Raw genomic sequence first — 19,237 nt, forward strand, 5'->3', positions numbered from 1 at the left:
GTTGATGCGGGGCGTCCCAACGCCGACATTGCGCCTCCATGCAGCACCGCGTCGTCATCGGCCTCAACGCCGTCGTCACCGCCCTGATGGGCGGGGAGCCCCACGTCCTCTGCGTCCGGCGCGAGGACGGCTGGGGCCTGCCCTACGGCGCCTTCGATCCCGTGCGGCACCGCACCTTCGAGATCGGCATGCGGGACTTCGTCAGCCGTCAGACCGCGCTGACGCTGGGCTACGCCGAGCAGCTCTACACCTTCGGGGACGAGGGGCGGGAGGCGCCGCTGGCGAGCCTTTCGGGCGGCGAGGCGTCGGACCGGATCGTCTCGGTCGGCTACCTCGCGCTGTCGCCCGAGGCCGGGTCCACGGGCCGCCGGGAGGTCGCCTGGCGCAGCTGGTACGACCACTTCCCCTGGGAGGACCGGCGGCGCGGCGACGAGGCGCTGGGGCCGATCTTGGACGCGCTCATGGCCTGGGCCGCAGGCGAGGCGAGCCGCCAGGCCCGAATCGCCCTCGCCTTCGGCCAGGCCGAGGAAGGTTGGCAGGAAGAGCGGGCGCTCGACCGCTACGAACTGATGTACGAGGCGGGCCTCGTGCCCGAGGCCGAGCGGGACGGCCACGCCGGCGGGCGCAGGATGGCGGATGACGGCGCGATGACCTCGGACCACCGCCGCATCCTCGCGACCGCGATCGGCCGCCTGCGCGGCAAGCTGCGCTACCGTCCGGTGATCTTCGAGCTGGTGCCGGACCCCTTCACCCTCTCGGACCTGCAAGAAGCCGTCGAAGGCGTGCTCGGCTTCTGCGTGCACAAGCAGAACTTCCGCCGGGCGGTCGAGGCGACGGGCCTCGTGCGCAAGACGGGCGAGACGGCGCAAGGGACCGGCGGACGGCCCGCCGCGCTCTACGCCCGGGCGCGGGTGCCGGTGACGGCGGGGCTCGGCCTCACCCTCCCCCGCCTGCGCGCCGAGTGCGCCTGAGCCACACATCCGTGAGACCGCGCAGGCCGCTTGCGCCCCCGCCTTGCCGCGACTAGGGTCCGCCCCTACTTATGCTCTAGTTGAGCAAATATCCGGGAGGCGGTTCATGCCCTTCGACGCCCTGAACGAGACGTCTGCGCTCGCCTACACGGACGAGGTGCGGGCGAAGACCGACCACCTCTACGCCCTCGTCGAGGCGAAGATCCCGCGCATCGAGTGGGAGGCGATCGCGCCCGTCATCGCGCGCATCAACGACCTCAAGCGGCAGAAGAACGCGATCATCCTCGCGCACAACTACATGACGCCGGAGATCTTCGCCTGCGTCGGCGACTTCCGCGGCGACAGCCTCGCGCTGGCGCGCGAAGCCGCGCGGACGGAGGCGGACCTGATCGTGCAGGCGGGCGTCCACTTCATGGCGGAGACGTCGAAGATCCTCGCGCCCGGCAAGACCGTGCTGATCCCCTCGATGGAGGCGGGGTGCTCGCTCGCCTCCTCGATCACGGGCGCGGACGTGCGGCTCCTGAAGGAGCGCTATCCGGGCGTGCCCGTCGTCACCTATGTGAACACGACCGCCGAGGTGAAGGCGGAGACCGACATCTGCTGCACCTCCTCCAACGCGGTCCAGGTCTGCGAGCACGCCGCGCGCGAGGCGGGCACGGACACGGTGATCTGCATCCCCGACCAGTTCCTCGCGCGCAACGTCGCGGCGATGACGGACCTCAAGATCGTCACCTGGGCCGGGGCCTGCGAGGTGCATGAGCGCTTCACCGCCGAGGACATCCGCGAGATCAAGGAAGGCCATCCGGGCGTCCAGATCCTCGCCCACCCCGAATGCCCGCCCGAGGTCCTGGCCGAGGCGGACTTCGCAGGGTCCACGGGCGCGATGAACGCCTACGTCCGGGACAAGCAGCCGCGCAACGTGGTGCTGATCACCGAGTGCTCGATGTCCGACAACGTCGCGCTCGAGAACCCGGGCGTCGACTTCGTGCGGCCCTGCAACCTCTGCCCGCACATGAAGCGGATCACGCTGGAGGGCATCCTGAACAGCCTCGAGAACGGCGTGCACGAAGTGACGGTCGACCCGGTGATCGCGGCGCGGGCGCGCGAGGCCGTGGAGCGGATGATCGCGCTTCCGGACCCTGCGGTGCCCGCGCGCTTCGACGGCCGGACGGGGCGCGACGTGATCTCGGTGGAGACGCGGTAGGATGAAGGCCGCTCCCGCCCAAGGGGGCGTCCTCATCGTCGGCGCGGGGATCGCCGGGCTCTACACCGCGCTCAAGCTCGCCCCCCGGCCCGTCACCATCGTCACCGCCGGGCGCTTGGGCGAGGGCGGCAGTTCCGAGTGGGCGCAGGGCGGGCTCGCCGCTGCCGTCGGCGAAGGGGACACGCCCGAGCAGCACCTCGCCGACACGATCGCGGCCGGGGCGGGCCTCGTCGACGAGGCGGCGGCGCGCATCCTCTGCGAGGACGGGCCTGCGCGCATCCATGACCTCCTCTCGCTCGGCGTGCCCTTCGACACGGACGAGGCCGGGAACCTCAAGGTCGGGCGCGAGGCCGCGCATGGGCGCGACCGGATCGTGCATGTCGGCGGGGACGAGGCGGGCGCGACGATCATGCGGGTGCTGACGGAGCGGGCCCGGGCCGCTTCGCACATCGAGGTCCGCGAGCGCCACGTCGCCGAGCGCCTGATCGTCAAGGACGGGCGCGTCGCGGGCGCGGTCTGCTGGGACATCGAGGCGGGCGAACCCGTCTCGGTCCCGTCTTGCGAGACGATCCTCGCCACGGGCGGCGCGGGCGGGCTCTTCGCGGTCACCACGAACCCGCTCCACGCGCAGGGCCACGGCCTCGTCCTCGCCTACGAGGCGGGTGCCAGCTTGCGCGACCTCGAGTTCGTCCAGTTCCACCCCACCGGCATCGACATCGGACGCGACCCGGCGCCGCTGGCGACCGAAGCCCTGCGCGGAGACGGCGCGACGCTGCACGACGCGCACGGACGGCGCTTCATGCGAGGCTTGCACGAGGACGCGGAGCTCGCGCCGCGCGACGTCGTCGCGCGCGGCGTCGCGGGCGCCATCAAGGAGACCGGCGCGGCGTTCCTAGACGCCCGGGCGGCGATCGGCGCGGCCTTCCCCGCCCGCTTCCCCACCGTCTTCGAGGCCTGCATGGCGGGCGGCGTCGATCCGCGCGTCAAGCCGATCCCCGTCGCGCCCGCCGCGCACTACCACATGGGCGGCGTGCTGACGGACCTCGATGGCCGAGCCGACGTGCCGGGTCTCTGGGCGGTCGGCGAGGTCGCCTCGACGGGCGTCCACGGCGCGAACCGCCTGGCGTCCAACAGCCTCCTCGAAGCCCTCGTCTTCGGCGCCCGCGCGGCGCGTGCGATGCCTGAGACGGTCCGGTGCGGCGCGCCTGCCGACCCGCCCGGCTTCACCCGGCCTTCCAAGCCGGCGACCGACATGGCGGAGCTACGGCGCGCCATGTCGCGCGACTGCGGCCTCCTGCGGGAGGCGGGCAGCCTCGGTGCCCTGCTCGCCGGGATCGATCCGGAGGCCGCGCAGACCGTCGGCGGACGCCTCGCCCGCGGCGCAGCGAAGCTGATCGTGGAAGCCGCCCTCTCCCGCGAGGAGAGCCGCGGCGCCCATCAGCGGACGGACTTTCCCGAGGTGGCTCCGCCTCGTCATAGCCTCGCCCGGCGAGGGGGGACGATGGGTGATGGGGCCGTTTGACGCCTCAAGGCTGCCCTTCACCGGCGCCTGAAGGCAGGCTTTACGTGACGGGCCCGCCCAAAACGTCCAGGATGGCCGCCAAGGGCAACCGGCGGTTCTAGAGGGCAAATCATGACGAACGATGCCGGGCCGACCCCCGCCAGCGGCGGCGAGATGGGCGAGCGGATCCGCCGGTTCGATTGGGAGAACCATCCGCTTGGCAGTCCGCGGCACTGGCCGCCGACCCTGCATACCGCGCTCGGCATCTGCCTGAACTCGAGCTTGCCCACGGCGATCTACTGGGGGCCGGAGCTGTGGCTTCTCTACAACGACGCCTGGTCCGCCGTGCCGCGCGACCGGCACCCCGCCGCGCTCGGACAGCGTGCGGCGGAGTTGTGGACGGACATCTGGGACGTCGTCGGGCCGCAGTTCGAGGAGGTCATCGAACGCGGCGGCAGCGTCGCGAGCTACGACCAGCTTCTCAAGATCGAGCGCGACGGGCGTGCCGAGGAGACCTACTGGAACTACAGCCTGTCGCCGATCATCGGTCCGGACGGCAGCGTCGTCGGCGTCTTCAATCAGGGGCACGAGACCACCGACAACGTTCTGGCCGCGCGCTCGCGCGAGGCGGAGACCGATCGCTTGCGCGAGCTCTTCGCTCAGGCGCCGGGGGCGGTGGCGATCCTACGAGGGCCCAACCACGTCTTCGAGCTGGCCAACGACGCGTATCGCCGCCTCATCGGCCGCGACGACGACATCATCGGGCAGCCCGTCGCGGAGGCTCTCCCCGAAGTCATCGAGCAGGGCTTCATCGCCCTCCTCAACCGCGTCTACGAGACGGGCGAGGCGTTCCGCGGCACCGCGGTGCCTGTCGACCTTGTCCGCGAGGGGCAGCGCGAGGAGCGCAAGCTCGACTTCATCTATCAGCCGATCCGCGAGGGTGCGGACGTCCGGGGCATCTTCGTAGAGGCCTGGGACGTGACAGAGACCGAACGGCTCTTCACCGAACTCAAGGAACTCAACACGACGCTGGAGTTGCGCGTACAGGGCGAGGTCGAGGAGCGGCTCAGGACCGAAGGCCAGCTCCGCCAGGCGCAGAAGATGGAGGCGGTCGGGCAGCTGACGGGCGGCATCGCGCACGACTTCAACAACATGCTGACGACCATACTGGGCGGGCTGGAGGTGGCCAGGCGGCACCTCTCCGACCCGCGCGATCCGAAGGTCGACCGCTACCTCGACGCGGCCCACAGCTCCGCGCAACGGGCGGCGGCGCTGACCCAGCGTCTTCTCGCCTTCTCCCGCCGCCAGTCGCTCGAGATCGAGCGGCTGGACGCAGCGGCCCTGGTGCGGGGGCTCGCCGACCTCTTCGGAAGCACGGTCGGCGATCAGGCGACCCTCGTTCTGAACGTCGACGCGCAGGCCTGGCCCGTCGCGACCGACGTCAGCCAGCTCGAGAACGCGGTGTTGAACCTCGTGATCAACGCCCGCGACGCCATGGCCGAGGGCGGGCAGCTGACGATCACGGTCAAGAACGTCCGGCTCGAGGGCGGCCGCGCGCAGGACGACGAGGAGATCGAGCCCGGCGACTACGTCGCGATCTCGGTGTCGGATACGGGCAGCGGCATGTCCGAAGAGGTACGCGGCCGCGCCTTCGAACCCTTCTTCACGACCAAGCCGATCGGCCAGGGTACGGGCCTCGGACTCTCCATGATCTACGGCTTCGTGCGGCAGTCGAATGGCTACGCCAGCATCGCCTCCATCGAGGGCGAAGGAACGACGGTCACGCTGCACCTGCCGCGAGCCGAGGGGGCGGCCGAGGCCGCCGCCAGTCCCGCGCCGTCCGTCCCGGGCCCCGGCCCGCTGCGGCGGGCCCGCGTCCTGGTGGTCGAGGACGAGCCGCTCGTCCGTATGCTCATCGTCGATACGCTCGAGGACCTCGGCCTGGAGGTCACCGAAGCGGGCGACGGCCGCAGAGCGGTCGAGATCCTAGAAGCGGACCGGCGCTTCGACCTCCTCGTCACCGATGTCGGCCTGCCAGGCCTCAACGGACGGCAGGTCGCCGAGGCCGCGCGAAAGGTGCAGACGGACCTCAAGGTCCTCTTCGCCACGGGCTATGCCGAGAAGGCTGCGGTGAGGGGAGACTTCCTGGAAGAAGGCATGGAGATGATCGGCAAGCCCTTCGACGTCGAGGACCTGGCCCGGCGGGTCGGCCAGATGCTCGACAGCTAGGCTTCGTTCGAAGCGCCCCTTCAACCCCGGCTCGCCATGACTTCGCCTCCGCGGAGAGGACAGGCGGCCCGCGGCCCTTTAAGGTCGGACGATGATCCCCTTTCCCCTGCCCCCCGCCCTGACCGAGCCCTTGATCCGCAGGGCGCTCGAAGAGGATCTCGGCGACGCCGGTGACGTCACGACGCTCGCGACGGTGCCGGCGGACCGGCAGGCGGTGGCCGAGATCAACGCGCGGAAGGCGGGGCACGTGGCGGGGGTGGAGCTCGCGCGGCGCGTCTTCCGCCTCGTCGACACCACCTTGGAGGTCTCGGTCGAAGCCGAAGACGGGGCCCGGCTCGCGGCCGGCGGACGCGTGATGACCGTGAAGGGCGCCGCGCGGTCGCTCCTCACGGCGGAGCGCGTCGCGCTGAACCTGCTCGGCCACCTCTCGGGCGTCGCGACGGCCACGGCAGCGTTGGTGCGTGCGGTCGAGGGCACGGGGGCGCGGATCGTCTGCACGCGCAAGACGCTGCCGGGCCTCAGAGCCGCGCAGAAGCACGCCGTGCTCTGCGGCGGGGGCCACAACCACCGTTTCGGCCTGCACGACGCGGCGATGATCAAGGACAACCACATCGTCGCGGCGGGCGGGCTGACGCCCGCGCTCCGGGCCGCCCGCGCCGCGCTGGGCCACATGGTCAAGATCGAGGTCGAGGTGGACAGGCTCGATCAGCTCGAAGAGGCGCTCATGGGCGGGGCGGACGTCGTCCTCCTCGACAACATGACGCCCGAGGCGCTGCGCGAGGCCGTGCGGTTGACGGCCGGGCGGGCGGTGCTGGAGGCTTCGGGCAACGTGACGATCGACACCGTGCGCGGGGTCGCGGAGACGGGGGTGGACGTGATCTCCTCGGGGTGGATCACGCACTCGGCGCCGAACCTCGACATCGGGCTCGACCTGACGCTCTGAGACGGACTCGCCCTGAGGGCCGCGCGCAGGTTAGAAGCCCGCCATGCTGATCCTGATTTCGCCCGCCAAGAACCTCGACTTCGCCGAGGCGCCCGCCCCGCCTGCGACGACCCCGCGCTTTCCCGAGGAGACCGCCGCGCTCGCGAAGAGCCTGAAGGCGAAGTCGGCCGCCGACATCGCCGGCCTCATGTCGCTCTCGGACAAGCTCGCGGCGCTCAACCGCGCCCGCTACCGCGCCTTCGGCGAGCAGTCGAAGAAGGCGGCGATCCTCGCCTTCGCGGGCGACGTCTACCGCGGCCTCGATGCCGGGACGATGTCGCACGAAGACCTCTCCGCCGCGCAGGACCGGGTGCGCATCCTCTCGGGCCTCTACGGCCTCCTGCGGCCCCTCGACGCGATCGAACCCTACCGCCTGGAGATGGGCACGAAGCTGCGCACCAAGAAGGCGGCGGACCTCTACGGCTTCTGGGGCGGGAAGATCGCGCAGGCGATCGAGGACGATCTTGCGGGCCATGAGGACCAGACGGTCGTGAACCTCGCCTCGAACGAGTACTTCAAAGCGGCCAAGGACCTCGACGCGCCGGTGATCACGCCGGTCTTCAAGGAGGAGAAGGACGGGCAGGCCCGCACGCTCGCCCTCTTCGCCAAACTCGCGCGGGGGATGATGGCGCGCTTCGCGGTGGACGAGCGGCTCGACCGGGCGGACGGCCTCAAGGACTTCCGCGGTGGGGGATACAAGTTCCAGAAGGCGTTGTCGGACGACCGGACCTTCGTCTTTACCCGGCCGCAGCCGCCGAAGAAGAGCTAGAAGCCTTCGCAGGCTCAGTCCGGCGCGACGCTCTCGTCGAGGCCGTCATAGGTCGTGTTGCCGCTGAGCAGCAGGGCGACGGGGCGGAGCGGGTCGATATGCGCGAGGACGATGACGATGAGCACCGTCATCGGCACCGCGATCAGCGCGCCCGGTATGCCCCAGATGAAGCTCCACAGGAGGAGCGAGAAGAGGATGACCAGGGGCGAGAGGGAGAGCTCGCGGCCTTGCATCTTGGGATCCACGTAGCTGCCCATCACCTGCTCGATGACGAACAGGCCCGCGCCGATGATCAGCGCCGTGCCGGTGTCCCTCGTCGCAAGGGCGAAGAGGAAGGGCAGAAGGCCCGATATCAGGGAGCCGAGGGTGGGCACGAAGCCCAAGAGGAAGGTCAAGATCCCGAAGACGAGGACGAAGTCGAGCCCGAACGCCCATAGCCAGCCTGCGTAGAGAAGCGCCGTGGCGAGGCCGAGGACGGTGCGGACGAAGAGGTACCACCGGAACCGCTGCCCCGCCGCCTCGGCGACTTCGAACCAGTCGTGCTCGAGCGGGTCGCCCGAGACGGCGTCGATCTTCGCGCGCCAGTCCTGTGCCTCGGTCAGCATGATGAGGGCGAAGAAGAAGACGAGCGTCGTCAGGGACAGCGTCATGCCGAGCGACTGGAGAACCCGCTCGGCGAAGGACCGCAACAGGTTGACGAGGGTCGAGGCGCTCTCGCCCGTCGCCGAGGAGAAGAGCTCCGCCGCGCGGCCGGCCATGCCGTCGCCGTCCTGCGTCATCTCGTGGAAACGCGCCTGGATCGCCCTCGCCTGGTCGGGGATCGCGTCGGCAAGCGAAGCGGCGACGAAGTAGAGCGCCGCCGTGAAGAAGACGATGACCGCGAGGATGGCCCCCATCGCCGCGAGGTGCCCGAGCCAGCGAAACCCTTTGGGCGCGTGCTTCCGGACGAAGCCGTCGATCGGCCAGACGACGAGCGCGACGAAGAAGGCGAGCGCGAGGGGAAGCGTGATGGTCGCCGTCGCCTTAAGCGCCGCGCCGACGAGCACGACCGTGATGACGCCGATCAGCCAGGAGCGCGGCGAGGGCCCGGTGCGGCGCACGGGCCCTTCATGCCCGACGCCCTGCGCTTGCCCTTCGTCCTCTCCGGGCGTGGCGCTCCCGCCTGCCTCGTCCTCGATCACGCAGTGCTCCCGCATCGTTCCCGACGAGCGAACAGCCGCAGAAGCGAAGCGTCACTGCACGCGAACGATCAGGCGGCGGGCGCCTCTTCGGGCTCGGGCGATTTCTGCTTCTCTTGAGGCGCGTCCTCCGACGACGCCTCGGCGTCCTCGCCCCGGCGGGAACGGCGCCGGCGCGTGCGGCGGGGGCGGGCGCTCCCCTCCTCGTCGGTGCCGTCGGCAGCCTCCGCGCGGGCGGCGGTCTCGGCCGTATCCTTCTCGACCGCGTCGCGATCGGAGGGCTGATCGGCTTGGGCCGCTTTGGGCGCCTCTTCCTTCACTTCGGGCTGATTCTGCTGGGTCTCGGCGCGGGCGTCCTGAGACTGGTCCTCGCCGGCGTCCTGCTTCTGCTCGTCCGTCGCGAACTTCTCGGGCTGCATGGCGCGGAGCATGCGGTAGTAGTGCTCGGCGTGCTGCTGCAGGCTCTCGCCGCGCACCCGGTCTCCGGAGGAGAAGGCGTCCCGCGCGAGGGCCGTGTACTTGTCGTAGATCTGCTGGGCCGTGCCGCGAATCTTCACCTCGGGGCCCTGGCTGTCCATCGACCGGTTGGGGTTGTTCCCACCGCCGCCTTGCCGACGGCGACCGGACCGGCCGCGTTTGGAGTTCTGCGCCATAAAACGTGCGACATCCTGTTCAGGCCGGGGCGGGTTCCCTTCGGAACCCGTCAGGTCGAAACCATCTGTTCCCCGGCGGTCATCGGCCCGGCACCCGCCGGACCCGTCCTCTAGACGAAGCGTCCTCCGCGCCCCCTTGTTCGGTCCGAACCCGCACGACGACATGCGGCGGGCAAGATCGATAAGAGGAAGCCGAGCGAGGAACCCCCTGGGTTCGCCTTCGCCATACCTGACGTAGCGTGCCCCGGCCCGGTTTCCAACCCCTCAAGTTGAGAAGGAGAGTTTTAGGGATCTCGCCGTCTGCGTCGGCGCGTCCCGAGACTTACGTCCAGTAGAGGACCGAAGCGCGAGGCAGGCGTGCCCTCACCGCCTCGCCGAACCAGCCCTTCATCTCGTCCATCAGCGCCTTCGGGTAGACGTACTTCACGCCGCCGAACTTGTTGCGCTTCTGGGCGCGGACGCCCGGGTCCATCTCGAGCTTGGTCGCCGGGTACCAACCCATCAGGACTTCGCGGCTGCCGGGGGTGAAGCGGTGGGTGATGAGTTCGACCGTCAGGTCCGCGCCCTCGGGCAGGACGGCCGCGGTCCGGGACAGAAGCGCGTCGTAGGCGTCCTGCCAGCCTTCCACCGGCATGATCGGGGCGACCGTGAGGCCGACGGGGTAGCCCGCCGCCGCCATCCGCCCCATCGCCGCGAGCCGGGCGCCGAGCGGCGCGGTGCCGCCCTCGAAGAGGCGGGTGACGATCTCGGCGTTGACCGAGAAGCGGGCGCGGGTCCGCCCGCCATGCTGGAGCGTCAGGAGCGGGGCGACCGCGTCGTACTTGGTGGTGAAGCGCAGGCCGATCTCGGCGCCTTCTTGGTGCATTCCCGCGACGTGCTCGATCGCGGCCGAGAGGCTTCCGGTCAGATGCTCGATGCCCAAGGGGTCCGTGTAGCAGGACGCCTCGAAGGTCGTCCCCTCGTGCCCCCTCGCCTGCGTCCCGCTCGTGATTCGGCCCTGGCCGAGGTAGTCCGGCAGCACGGCGAAGATCTCACCGAGGTTGGCGTAGGCCCGCGTCACCGGCGGGCCGGACAGAGACCCTGCGAGGTAGCAGTACTGGCAGTGCGCGGGGCAGCCGACGGCGAGGTCGAGGCGGAAGTCGGCGCTGGGCGGGATCGGCTGGAGCTTCAGCGCCGAGGGCGGCGCTTGAACGATCGCGAGCGTCGACTTCGCCCGCCGGTAGGTCTCCGCCTCGCTCTCGCCCTTGAGGCCCCGGACGGTGTTGCCGGAGAGGTGCACGACCTCCGCCCCGAGTTCGGCGCCGACCCGCGCCGCCTGCGCAGCGACGGCGGTGCCCGCCGCGGCCTTGGCGATGACGATGCGCTTCGGCCGCCAAAGCCTGGTCTTGCCCTCCGGCAGGTGCGCGGCGAGCTCGTCGGGGGCCCGGCGCGGCGCGGGCGCATGGGTCGGCGCGATGTGGGGCGGCGCAGCTTCGGCCGGCGATCTGGTCATGCGGCCCGAACAGCGCCGAAGGGGGTTGGTTGCTTCCCCGCCCCGCTACTCGATCGCGAAGGTGAGACGCACGGTCGCCTCCTCGCGCACGACGGTCGGGTCGAGCGCGATCGGTGTCCTGGGACTGACCCGATCGCGGCCGCCAGCGCGCGTCCCGGTCACGACGATCACGTCCCCTCCCGTCCCCCGGTCGTCGAGCGGCTGCGCGTCGATCAGCCTGCCGAGGGCGTCGCCCGACGCCTCCGCGATCAGCGCCGCCCGCGTCCGGCCCGACGCCATCGCGCTGCGGAGCGCCTCCTGCTCGAGGGCGGTCCGGTCGGACAGCTCGTAGCCCGAAAGCGCGACGTCGCCCGAGACGAGCTCGGAGAGGAGGGAGACCATGTCGCCCGCCAGCGCCGCCGGCCGCCCGCGCAGCGTCAGCGCGCTCCGCGTCCGGTACTCGCTCGGGGCACAAAGCCTTTCCCAGTCGTACTCGTAGGCGGCGACGCAGGTGGCTGCGGGGACGCCTTCGATCGACAGGTCGGCCGCCTCCACCGTGAGGGCGGAGAGACCCTCGAGGCGGGCCGCGTCGCGCCTGACGGCGGCGATCTGCGCGGCGAGGCGTTCGATCGCCTCGTCACGGCGACGCGAGCCCGCCATCGCCGCCGCGTTCACGACGAAGGTGTCCGCCGTCGCCTCCGCCGTCGCCGAGGCGCGGATCGTGATCGACCGCGCCTCGTCCGGCGCGCCGCAGCCGAAGAGCATCAGACCGAAGAGCCAGAGCGAGACGACACGGAGCATTCGGAACGACCCTCAGGGCAGATCAGAACCTTGATGCGATTCGCTCCTACACGAACACGGCCTCGACCAACGCTTCGAGGCCCGCCCGGTCGGCGTCGCCGTACATCCCGGCGTCCGGACCATCGATGTCGAGGACGGCGAAGAGACGGCCCTCCGCATCGCGGACGGGCACGACGATCTCGCTGACGGAGCGGCTGTCGCAGGCGATGTGACCGTCGAAGGCGTGGACGTCCGCCACCACCTGGGTCTCGCCCGTGCGCGCCGCCGCGCCGCAGACCCCTCTAGCGAAGGGAATGCGCAGGCAGCCGAGCGTGCCCTGGTAGGGGCCGACGACGAGCTCTTCGTCCTTGTCCTCGTCGACGACGTAGAAGCCGGTCCAGATGTTCTCGGGGAAGGCGTGGGCGAGGAGGCAGGCCACCGTCGCCATGCGGGCGGTCACGTTCGCCTCGCCCTCGAGCACGGAGAGGGCCTCGCGGCGCAGCTGGCGGTAGATGTCGTCCTTCATGGGCGGGTGAGCTCCTCGGGCGGGGTCGCCCCGCCGGGGCCTAGGCTCCGCTGCATGAGAAGCAAGTCCCGCCACGCGCCGAGCTTCCAACCGAAGTCCTTGATCCGTCCGGCTTCGGTGAAGCCGCAGGCGGCGTGGAGCTTGCGGCTGCCTCCTTCCGCCTCGCCCAGGACGGCGAGCATCTGACGGAAGCCGCGCGCCTCGCACCGCTCGACGAGCGCGCCGAGGAGCGCGGTGCCGACGCCCCGCCCCCGCGCGTCCTTCGCGACGTAGATCGAGTCCTCGACCGACCAGTCATAGGCCGCGCGCAGGCGGAAGGGTCCGGCATAGGCGAAGCCCAGGACCGCCTCCCCCTCCGCCGCGACGAGGTAGGGGTAGCCCCCCGCCGTGATCTGACCGAGGCGCCTTCCCATCTCCGCCTCGTCGGGCGGCAGGGTCTCCCAGGAGGCGGTCTCCGCCTCGACCGAGGCGCCGTAGATGGCGGTGATGGCGGCGAGGTCGCTCGGCTTCGCGTCGCGGAGCGTCATCGCGGCACGACCCCGAAGGCGCAGGGCGCACAGCCCTCGATCTCGACCGTGACGGCGTCGCCCGGTCCGATCGCGCCGACGCCCTCGGGCGTGCCGGTGAAGACGAGGTCGCCCGCCTTGAGTTCGAAGTACTCCGACAGCTTGGCGATCAGCGCGGGGACCGGCCAGATCATGTCCTCGAGCCGGCCGTCCTGTCGCAGCTCGCCGTTGACGCGCGTGCGGAGGAAGCCTTCGGCGGGCGCTTCGTCCACCGGTGCGATGGGCCCTAGCACAGCGCCGTCGTCGAGCGCCTTGGCCGTGTCCCAGGGCCCGCCCGCCTTCTTCGCCGCCGCCTGGAGGTCGCGCCGCGTGAGGTCGCAGCCAGCAGCGATGCCGAAGAGGCAGGTGCGGGCCTCGTCCTCGGAGAGACGCTCGCCGCCGGCCTTCAGCGCGACGACGAGTTCGCCTTCGAAGTGCAGGTTCTCGGTGGCGAGCGGGTAGCGGATCTCCGGCGCGGCGGAGACGGCGTCCGCAGGCTTGGTGAAGAAGACGGGCGGCGTGTCCTGCGGGTCGCCGCCCATCTCGCGCACGTGGTCCGCGTAGTTCTTGCCGACGCAGAAGATGCGGCGAACGGGAAACGCGCCGCCGTTCAGGATCGGCACGGTGGGGATCGGAACGTCGAACATCAGGTCTCCTTCGCGCATATGTAGAGCCACGCCTCGGCGCCGGACGCCAGCGCCGTCCGCACCCGCGCGTACTCCGCCCCCTCATAGGCGTCGGCGAGCGCGAGCTCCTCGTTTGTGAGGGACAACACGACGCCGCCCACCTTGTCGCTCGGCGCGCCGGTCGGGGTGACCATGGGGTAGCTCTCGCCCTCCTGCGCGAGGAGGCCGCGGGCGTAGCCGGCGATCCCGTCCGGCGTTCCCTCGACGCATCGTCCGAGCACCCTGCGTTGCACGTCCGGATCGCGCAGCGTGCCGTAGACGAAGAGCGCCTGGTCCGCCGGCACGGCGGTCAGGCCGTCGCGGCCGGGGCCAAGGTCGTCGGTGAAGACGCCGGAAACGCCCCTCGCCGCAAGGCCGGCCAGCGCGTCCGGCGCGTTCACCGTGTAGACCCAGCGGGCCGCTCCCCGAAGGCGGGAGAGGCGGCGCGCCTCGCCCTGCGCCGCCGCGACGGCGACGGGGCGCGCGGCGTCCACGAAGGCCCGAAGAGCCCGGCTTGTGCCCTGGTAGCGGTAGAGGATGATCGAGCGGCGAGGGAAGCCGAGCGCGGCGACGGGTTCGTCCTCCTGGGGATCGAAGAGCTGCACCACCGTCCGCCCGGGCGGCACGCCCGCCGCGAGGAGGTCGCGAAGCACGGGCAGCTGGTCGTCCTCCTTCACGTCCGTCACCAGCACGGCGTCCGGGTGCGCCGCCATCCAGGCCGATAGGCTCGTCGCGCAAAGGGGGGTGTAGACGCCGGCGAAGCGCTGCTTCAGCGCCTCGAGGCTCGGCGCGCGGCCCGAGAAGTCCTTCCAGTCGTGGCGGCACCCGATCGCGCCGTCCGAGCAGCGCTTGAAGTCGAGTTCGAACCACCGGAACCCGCGCGCGTAAGAGGCGTCCAACGCCTCGAGGCTGTTGGTGTAAGGACGCCCGTTCAGGGCCCCGCCGGCATGCGCGATCGCGAGCATGATGCCTCCTGCCCTCGGGTCCTCACATAGCGCGTTCCGCTCGCTCGAACATGCGAGGCGCCGTCGCTTCGGACCGCCGCGAGGCGCACGTCGCGCTTGACGCCTCGGCTGGAACAACCCTAGAACGGTCCTGATTTGTTCACACCACCGGCGCGGTCATAGCGCGGAAGGATCTTCGATGCTCACGGCGAAGCAGCGCGCTCTCCTCCTCTTCATCCACGAGCGGATCCAGGCGGACGGCGTCTCGCCTTCCTTCGAGGAGATGAAGGCCGCGCTCGACCTCAAGTCGAAGTCGGGCATCCACCGCCTGATCACCGCGCTCGAGGAGCGGGGCTTCCTACGCCGCCTGCCCCACAAGGCGCGGGCGCTCGAGGTGCTGCGCCTGCCAGAGACCGCGACGCCGGTCGCCGCCGCGGCGGGCCGCATGGGCGGCTTCACGCCTTCGGTCATCGAAGGAGCGCGCGGCCCGCAGGCGCCGATGCCGATCGCGCCGTCGGGGACCGAGGAGATCGCCGTGCTCGGCAAGATTGCGGCCGGGACGCCGATCAGCGCCATCCAACACGAGCAGGACCGGATCCAGGTGCCGCTCTCCATGATGCGCGGCGGCGAGCACTTCGCCCTCAAGGTGCAGGGCGACTCGATGATCGAGGCGGGCATTCACGACGGCGACACGGTCGTCATCCAGCGCTGCGACGACGCGCCCAACGGCGACATCGTCGTCGCGCTGATCGAGGACGAGGAAGCGACCCTCAAGCGCATCCGCAAGCGCGGCGGCTCGATCGCGCTCGAGGCGGCGAACCCCGCCTACGAGACGCGTATCTTCGGTCCGAACCAGGTCCGCGTTCAGGGCCGTCTGACGGGCCTCATCCGAGAGTACTGAGCGATACGGATCAGCGTCCGCCGAAGCGCCAGCTGTAGCTGAGGGTGAGGAGGCCGTCGCTGCCGCCGCCGCCCGCGTCGAACTTCGTCCAGTCGATCCTGACCGCGTTGCGCGCGCTTAGCGCCGCCTCCGCGCCCAGGCCGTAGGCGAAGGCGTCGTCATCGATGTCGAACTCGCCATTGCGCACGAAGCCGTAGCCGAGACGGCCATGCAGGGTGATGCGCGGCGTGACCGGGACGCGGCCCTTCACGAAGCCCGCGATCGTGCCGACCTCCGGCCCGAAGAGGTAGGTCGCGTCGGCCTCGATCGAGGCGACCGAGTTGAGGTCGTGGCCGATGCGGCCCGTGGCCCCGAGGTCCGTGACGCCATCGTCGAAGGTGACGCCGAGCGCGCCGTAAGTGGACTGGGCCGCGGCCGGCGTCGCGACCATCGCGACGGCAAGTGCCGTCGCTGCGAGAACTCTCTTCATCTTGTCTTCCCTACCCGCAAGGCCCCGCCGCCCGGCCGGTCTTCCTGCCCCATCACGGTAAACAGTCGGTGCAGGCGTCTCGCGGACCCTCAGCGCCGCCCGCGCCGGGCGACCGCGCGGATGCCGGGCTTCAGATAGGGCTGGAAGACCACGCGATCGTAGCCCGCCCGGCACAGGAGCGCGCGGAGACCGCTGCGGGTGAACAGCGTCACGTGCTCCGGCGGCTTCACGGAGTGCCAGTCGAGGAGCCGCCGCGGGCGCCTCGGATGGCCGGCGTCCGGCGTCGTCAGGTAGAGAAGCCCGCCCGGCGCCGTCCGCTCGAAGAGGCGTCGCGCGAAGCCGAGGGGATCGGGCACGTGCTCGATGACTTCGGCGCCGTAGAGGAGATCGTAAGCCGCCCCCGCCGGCAGGTCGTCCAGCGTGCCTCGCGTGAAGGCGACATCGGGAAAGAGCGCGCGCCCCTTCGCGACCGCGTCCTCGTCGATCTCCACGGCGAAGGCTTCGAGACCTGCGCGCCGCGCGGCCTCCGCCGCCGTACCGATGCTGGCGCCGACGTCGAGGAAGGTGCGCGCGCCCGGCTTCAGGAGCCTCAGCGCCCGCACGCGTCGGCGGGCCCGCGCGACCTTGCGCTCGGCCTTGGCGAGGAAGGCGTCCGTCGCGTGGTAGCGGTCGTAGAAGACGGCGAGCTGATCGTTCGTCGGCACCGGCGCCATGCCGATCGTCTCGCAAGCCAGGCAGCGCACCAGGTCCGGGGCGGCGGCCGCCACGCCGCAGACCTCGGCGGCTGCGAGGCGCATCGGGCCGTCCGGCCGGTTCGCGCAGCTGGCGGCCCACTCGGCCCAGCTCGCCGCCCTCTCCCGCCCCGGGGAGTCACAGGCGGGGCAGCTGCTCAATCAAGGCTCTCGCAGAAGCGCCGGATGCGGCGGCAGGCCTCCATCAGCGTCTCCATGTCGGTCGCGTAGGAGACCCGGAAGGCCGGACCCGCGCCGAAGGCCGTGCCGGGAACGACGGCGACGGCCTCGGCCTCGAGAAGCGCAGCGGCGAAGTCGAGGTCGCTCTCGATCACCTTGCCCCCTGCGCGTTTGCCAATCACACCAGCACAGGAGGGATAGAGGTAGAAGGCGCCCTCCGGCAGGAGGCAGGAGAGACCGGGCGTCTCGTCCAGCGCCTTCTGCACGGCGTCGCGCCGGGCGCGGAAGGCGTCGTTGCGCTCCTCGAGGAAGCCGTCATCGCCGTTCAGCGCCGCGACCGTCGCCCACTGGCTGATCGAGCAGGGGTTGGAGGTCGACTGGCTGAGCACCTTGCCGATCGCCTTGATGAGGGGCGCGGGGCCCGCGCCGTAGCCGATGCGCCAACCCGTCATCGCGTAGGCCTTGGACGCGCCGTTCATGGTCAGCGTCCGCTCCTTCAGGGCGGGCGTCACCTGCGCGATGGTCGAGAACGCGGCGTCGTAGACGATGTGCTCGTACATGTCGTCGGTCAGGACCCAGACATGCGGGTGCCGTTCGAGCACCGCGCCGAGGGCGGCCAGGGCGTCCGCGCTGTAGACGACGCCGGTCGGGTTCGACGGCGAGTTGAGGATCACCCAGCGCGTCTTCGGCGTGATCGCCGCCTCGAGCTTCTCCGGCGTCAGCACGTAGCCGTCTTCGGGCGTCGTCTCGGCGATCACCGGCGTGCCGCCCGCGATCCCCACCATGTCGGGGTAGCTGACCCAGTAGGGCGCGGGGATCACCACCTCGTCGCCGGGGTTCAGCGTGGCGAGCATGGTCGCGAAGATGAGGTACTTGCCGCCCGTCGTGACGGTGACCTCGGTCGAAGGGTCGTAGGTCAGGCCGTTGTCGCGCGCGAACTTGTCAGCGATCGCCTTCTTCAGTTCCGGGATGCCGTCGACCGCCGTGTAGCCCGTCTCGCCGCGCCGGATCGCGTCGATCGCGGCGTCCTTGACGTGCTCGGGCGTATCGAAGTCGGGCTCGCCGGCGGCGAGCGCCATCACGTCGCGTCCCGCCGCGCGCAGCTCGCGCGCCTTCTGGGTCACGGCGAGGGTCGCCGACGGCTTTACGCGGTTCAGGGCGTCGGAAAGGGTCAGTTCGGTCATATCGTCCTCGCGCGGCGCGATGGTCTCGCCGTCCGGTGTCGCAGTGCGGGACCGGGCTTAAGCACGGACTAGCCCCCGGGGGAACCGCTCAGAAGGCGGCGCCGCACAGCCCAGGCGGTGTTGCCTCTCAAGCCCCGCCCCGGCAAAGCGGGTCCTGGGCAATCTTTCGAGGAACCGACATGCAGGACGAGCCTGTGCAGGTCGAGAACGTATTGGACGAAGCCAGCGCCGCCGTCGACGCGACCGCGGGCACGGTCGGTCGGATCACGGAGTGGATCGCGGCGAACGGCGTCCAGTGGGCGATCGCGATCGGCGTGATCGTCGGCGTCTACCTCCTCCTCGCCCTCCTGCGCACGACGCTGACCAAGATCGTCGGGCATTCGGACAAGCCGGACTGGTCCGTCCGCAACGTCATCGCGGGCCTCGTGAAGGCGACGAACTCGCTGTTCCTGATCGTCCTGTCGGTCGTCATCGTCGTGCCCTTCTTCGTCGTCCTGCGCGAATGGCAGGTCGAGGCGCTCCAGACCGCCTTCATGATCGTCGGCACGCTTCAGGTCGCGTTCTGGGCGCGGGTCGTCGTCAAGGCGCTCCTCGCGCGGGTCTCCGACAAGCAGTCGGCCGACGAGTCGACGCTGGCGAACGCGATGTCGCTGATCATCGTCTTCGTGAACGTCATCGTCTTCGCGGTCGCCATCGTCGTCATCCTGTCGAACCTCGGCATGGACGTCACCGGCCTCGTCGCGGGTCTCGGCGTCGGCGGCATCGCCATCGGCCTCGCCGCGCAGAGCCTCTTCGAGGACCTCTTCGCCGGGCTCTCGATCATCCTCGACAAGCCCTTCGTGCGCGGCGACTTCATCATCTTCGGGGACAAGATGGGCTCGGTCGAGCGCGTCGGGCTCAAGTCGACGCGGATCCGCACGCTCTCCGGCCAGCAGCTGACGGTGAACAACTCGAACCTCCTCGGCAACGAGATCAACAACTACCGCCGCATGGCGGAGCGGCGGATCGTGTCGTCGGTCGGCGTCACCTACTCGACGCCGCACGAGAAGCTGGAGCGGCTCGCCGCGCAGATCCGGGAGATCGTGGAGGCGACGCCCGACGTCCGCTTCGACCGCAGCCACCTCGCCGCGTTCGCGGACTTCTCGATCAACTTCGAGTTCGTCTACTACGTCCTCTCCAAGGAGTACGGCGTCTACATGGACGCCCAGCAGAAGATCTTCCTCGCGATCCACGCCCTCTTCGAGCGCGAAGGCATCGAGTTCGCCTTCCCGACGCAGACGCTGCACATCGACAGCGTCCCGCGGACGATCGAGCAGGGCTTCGCGAAGGCGGCGGCGGAGTAGCATCGACAGCT

Annotated in this window: 19 protein-coding genes; 8 read left to right on the forward strand and 11 right to left on the reverse strand. The window is 70.7% G+C overall.

Annotated features, from left to right (window positions below):
• Positions 1-38 precede the first annotated feature (38 nt).
• The 6 genes from GGQ59_RS07380 to yaaA all read left to right on the forward strand — a co-directional run bounded on the left by GGQ59_RS07380 (position 39) and on the right by yaaA (position 7,656).
• Positions 39-971: an NUDIX hydrolase gene (locus GGQ59_RS07380; RefSeq protein ID WP_183817139.1), complete on the forward strand. Its 933-nt coding sequence runs from the start codon at positions 39-41 to the stop codon at positions 969-971.
• 106 nt (positions 972-1,077) lie between these two features.
• Positions 1,078-2,175 (forward strand): quinolinate synthase NadA, encoded by a 1,098-nt coding sequence (gene nadA, locus GGQ59_RS07385; protein ID WP_183817140.1) that lies wholly within the window; start codon positions 1,078-1,080, stop codon positions 2,173-2,175.
• Position 2,176: 1 nt separating this feature from the next.
• Positions 2,177-3,697, forward strand: coding sequence for an L-aspartate oxidase (locus GGQ59_RS07390; RefSeq protein WP_183817141.1), 1,521 nt, complete (start codon positions 2,177-2,179; stop codon positions 3,695-3,697).
• A gap of 111 nt (positions 3,698-3,808) precedes the next feature.
• The gene (locus GGQ59_RS07395; protein WP_183817142.1) at positions 3,809-5,905 is read left to right on the forward strand and encodes a PAS domain-containing sensor histidine kinase; all 2,097 of its coding nucleotides are present in this window, start codon (positions 3,809-3,811) and stop codon (positions 5,903-5,905) included.
• A gap of 91 nt (positions 5,906-5,996) precedes the next feature.
• The gene (nadC, locus tag GGQ59_RS07400) at positions 5,997-6,848 is read left to right on the forward strand and encodes a carboxylating nicotinate-nucleotide diphosphorylase (RefSeq protein ID WP_183817143.1); all 852 of its coding nucleotides are present in this window, start codon (positions 5,997-5,999) and stop codon (positions 6,846-6,848) included.
• Positions 6,849-6,891: 43 nt separating this feature from the next.
• The gene (gene yaaA, locus GGQ59_RS07405) at positions 6,892-7,656 is read left to right on the forward strand and encodes a peroxide stress protein YaaA (RefSeq protein ID WP_183817144.1); all 765 of its coding nucleotides are present in this window, start codon (positions 6,892-6,894) and stop codon (positions 7,654-7,656) included.
• Between the two features lie 14 nt (positions 7,657-7,670).
• Here the strand turns inward: yaaA and GGQ59_RS07410 are convergent, their stop codons facing one another.
• The 8 genes from GGQ59_RS07410 to GGQ59_RS14755 form a co-directional block, all read right to left on the reverse strand.
• The gene (locus GGQ59_RS07410) at positions 7,671-8,852 is read right to left on the reverse strand and encodes an AI-2E family transporter (protein ID WP_183817145.1); all 1,182 of its coding nucleotides are present in this window, start codon (positions 8,850-8,852) and stop codon (positions 7,671-7,673) included.
• A gap of 53 nt (positions 8,853-8,905) precedes the next feature.
• Positions 8,906-9,412 (reverse strand): DUF4167 domain-containing protein, encoded by a 507-nt coding sequence (locus GGQ59_RS07415; protein WP_246408516.1) that lies wholly within the window; start codon positions 9,410-9,412, stop codon positions 8,906-8,908.
• A gap of 397 nt (positions 9,413-9,809) precedes the next feature.
• On the reverse strand, positions 9,810-10,979 hold the full coding sequence (locus GGQ59_RS07420) for a spore photoproduct lyase family protein (RefSeq protein ID WP_221400925.1): 1,170 nt from the start codon (positions 10,977-10,979) through the stop codon (positions 9,810-9,812).
• Positions 10,980-11,024: 45 nt separating this feature from the next.
• Positions 11,025-11,759 (reverse strand): SIMPL domain-containing protein, encoded by a 735-nt coding sequence (locus GGQ59_RS07425; protein ID WP_183817147.1) that lies wholly within the window; start codon positions 11,757-11,759, stop codon positions 11,025-11,027.
• Between the two features lie 46 nt (positions 11,760-11,805).
• The gene (locus tag GGQ59_RS07430; RefSeq protein ID WP_183817148.1) at positions 11,806-12,264 is read right to left on the reverse strand and encodes a GAF domain-containing protein; all 459 of its coding nucleotides are present in this window, start codon (positions 12,262-12,264) and stop codon (positions 11,806-11,808) included.
• Entirely contained in the window at positions 12,261-12,791 is a 531-nt protein-coding gene (locus GGQ59_RS07435; RefSeq protein ID WP_183817149.1) for a GNAT family N-acetyltransferase, read from the reverse strand. Before GGQ59_RS07435 ends, GGQ59_RS07430 begins: the two co-directional genes overlap by 4 nt.
• Entirely contained in the window at positions 12,788-13,393 is a 606-nt protein-coding gene (locus GGQ59_RS07440) for a fumarylacetoacetate hydrolase family protein (RefSeq protein ID WP_425511353.1), read from the reverse strand. The genes GGQ59_RS07435 and GGQ59_RS07440 overlap by 4 nt, the downstream gene beginning before the upstream one ends.
• A 62-nt stretch (positions 13,394-13,455) precedes the next feature.
• Positions 13,456-14,439 (reverse strand): gamma-glutamylcyclotransferase, encoded by a 984-nt coding sequence (locus GGQ59_RS14755; RefSeq protein WP_221400926.1) that lies wholly within the window; start codon positions 14,437-14,439, stop codon positions 13,456-13,458.
• 178 nt (positions 14,440-14,617) lie between these two features.
• Here GGQ59_RS14755 and lexA point away from each other — a divergent pair, with 178 nt between their 5' ends.
• A complete protein-coding gene (gene lexA, locus GGQ59_RS07450; protein WP_183817151.1) occupies positions 14,618-15,319 on the forward strand; it encodes a transcriptional repressor LexA in 702 nt (233 codons plus the stop codon).
• Between the two features lie 10 nt (positions 15,320-15,329).
• Here lexA and GGQ59_RS07455 read toward each other — a convergent pair whose 3' ends face one another.
• From GGQ59_RS07455 to GGQ59_RS07465, 3 genes are all read right to left on the reverse strand, one after another.
• The gene (locus GGQ59_RS07455; RefSeq protein WP_183817152.1) at positions 15,330-15,788 is read right to left on the reverse strand and encodes an outer membrane beta-barrel protein; all 459 of its coding nucleotides are present in this window, start codon (positions 15,786-15,788) and stop codon (positions 15,330-15,332) included.
• Between the two features lie 89 nt (positions 15,789-15,877).
• Entirely contained in the window at positions 15,878-16,585 is a 708-nt protein-coding gene (locus GGQ59_RS07460) for a class I SAM-dependent methyltransferase (RefSeq protein ID WP_183817153.1), read from the reverse strand.
• Between the two features lie 92 nt (positions 16,586-16,677).
• Positions 16,678-17,883: a pyridoxal phosphate-dependent aminotransferase gene (locus tag GGQ59_RS07465; protein ID WP_183817154.1), complete on the reverse strand. Its 1,206-nt coding sequence runs from the start codon at positions 17,881-17,883 to the stop codon at positions 16,678-16,680.
• Positions 17,884-18,062: 179 nt separating this feature from the next.
• On the opposite strand from GGQ59_RS07465, the gene GGQ59_RS07470 reads away from it, so the two are divergent.
• On the forward strand, positions 18,063-19,226 hold the full coding sequence (locus GGQ59_RS07470; RefSeq protein ID WP_183817155.1) for a mechanosensitive ion channel family protein: 1,164 nt from the start codon (positions 18,063-18,065) through the stop codon (positions 19,224-19,226).
• Positions 19,227-19,237 lie beyond the last annotated feature (11 nt).

The organism is Parvularcula dongshanensis (assembly GCF_014199615.1).
GTDB classification, from domain to species: Bacteria; Pseudomonadota; Alphaproteobacteria; order Caulobacterales; family Parvularculaceae; genus Parvularcula; species Parvularcula dongshanensis.

Excerpts from the sequence above, each read along its gene's own strand:
- GGQ59_RS07380 (WP_183817139.1), top strand. The coding sequence starts at position 39 with ATGCAGCACCGCGTCGTCATCGGCCTCAACGCCGTCGTCACCGCCCTG.
- nadA (WP_183817140.1), top strand. The coding sequence starts at position 1,078 with ATGCCCTTCGACGCCCTGAACGAGACGTCTGCGCTCGCCTACACGGAC.
- GGQ59_RS07390 (WP_183817141.1), top strand. The coding sequence starts at position 2,177 with ATGAAGGCCGCTCCCGCCCAAGGGGGCGTCCTCATCGTCGGCGCGGGG.
- GGQ59_RS07395 (WP_183817142.1), top strand. The coding sequence starts at position 3,809 with ATGACGAACGATGCCGGGCCGACCCCCGCCAGCGGCGGCGAGATGGGC.
- nadC (WP_183817143.1), top strand. The coding sequence starts at position 5,997 with ATGATCCCCTTTCCCCTGCCCCCCGCCCTGACCGAGCCCTTGATCCGC.
- yaaA (WP_183817144.1), top strand. The coding sequence starts at position 6,892 with ATGCTGATCCTGATTTCGCCCGCCAAGAACCTCGACTTCGCCGAGGCG.
- GGQ59_RS07410 (WP_183817145.1), bottom strand. The coding sequence starts at position 8,852 with ATGCGGGAGCACTGCGTGATCGAGGACGAGGCAGGCGGGAGCGCCACG.
- GGQ59_RS07415 (WP_246408516.1), bottom strand. The coding sequence starts at position 9,412 with ATGGACAGCCAGGGCCCCGAGGTGAAGATTCGCGGCACGGCCCAGCAG.
- GGQ59_RS07420 (WP_221400925.1), bottom strand. The coding sequence starts at position 10,979 with ATGACCAGATCGCCGGCCGAAGCTGCGCCGCCCCACATCGCGCCGACC.
- GGQ59_RS07425 (WP_183817147.1), bottom strand. The coding sequence starts at position 11,759 with ATGCTCCGTGTCGTCTCGCTCTGGCTCTTCGGTCTGATGCTCTTCGGC.
- GGQ59_RS07430 (WP_183817148.1), bottom strand. The coding sequence starts at position 12,264 with ATGAAGGACGACATCTACCGCCAGCTGCGCCGCGAGGCCCTCTCCGTG.
- GGQ59_RS07435 (WP_183817149.1), bottom strand. The coding sequence starts at position 12,791 with ATGACGCTCCGCGACGCGAAGCCGAGCGACCTCGCCGCCATCACCGCC.
- GGQ59_RS14755 (WP_221400926.1), bottom strand. The coding sequence starts at position 14,439 with ATGCTCGCGATCGCGCATGCCGGCGGGGCCCTGAACGGGCGTCCTTAC.
- lexA (WP_183817151.1), top strand. The coding sequence starts at position 14,618 with ATGCTCACGGCGAAGCAGCGCGCTCTCCTCCTCTTCATCCACGAGCGG.
- GGQ59_RS07455 (WP_183817152.1), bottom strand. The coding sequence starts at position 15,788 with ATGAAGAGAGTTCTCGCAGCGACGGCACTTGCCGTCGCGATGGTCGCG.
- GGQ59_RS07460 (WP_183817153.1), bottom strand. The coding sequence starts at position 16,585 with ATGCGCCTCGCAGCCGCCGAGGTCTGCGGCGTGGCGGCCGCCGCCCCG.
- GGQ59_RS07465 (WP_183817154.1), bottom strand. The coding sequence starts at position 17,883 with ATGACCGAACTGACCCTTTCCGACGCCCTGAACCGCGTAAAGCCGTCG.
- GGQ59_RS07470 (WP_183817155.1), top strand. The coding sequence starts at position 18,063 with ATGCAGGACGAGCCTGTGCAGGTCGAGAACGTATTGGACGAAGCCAGC.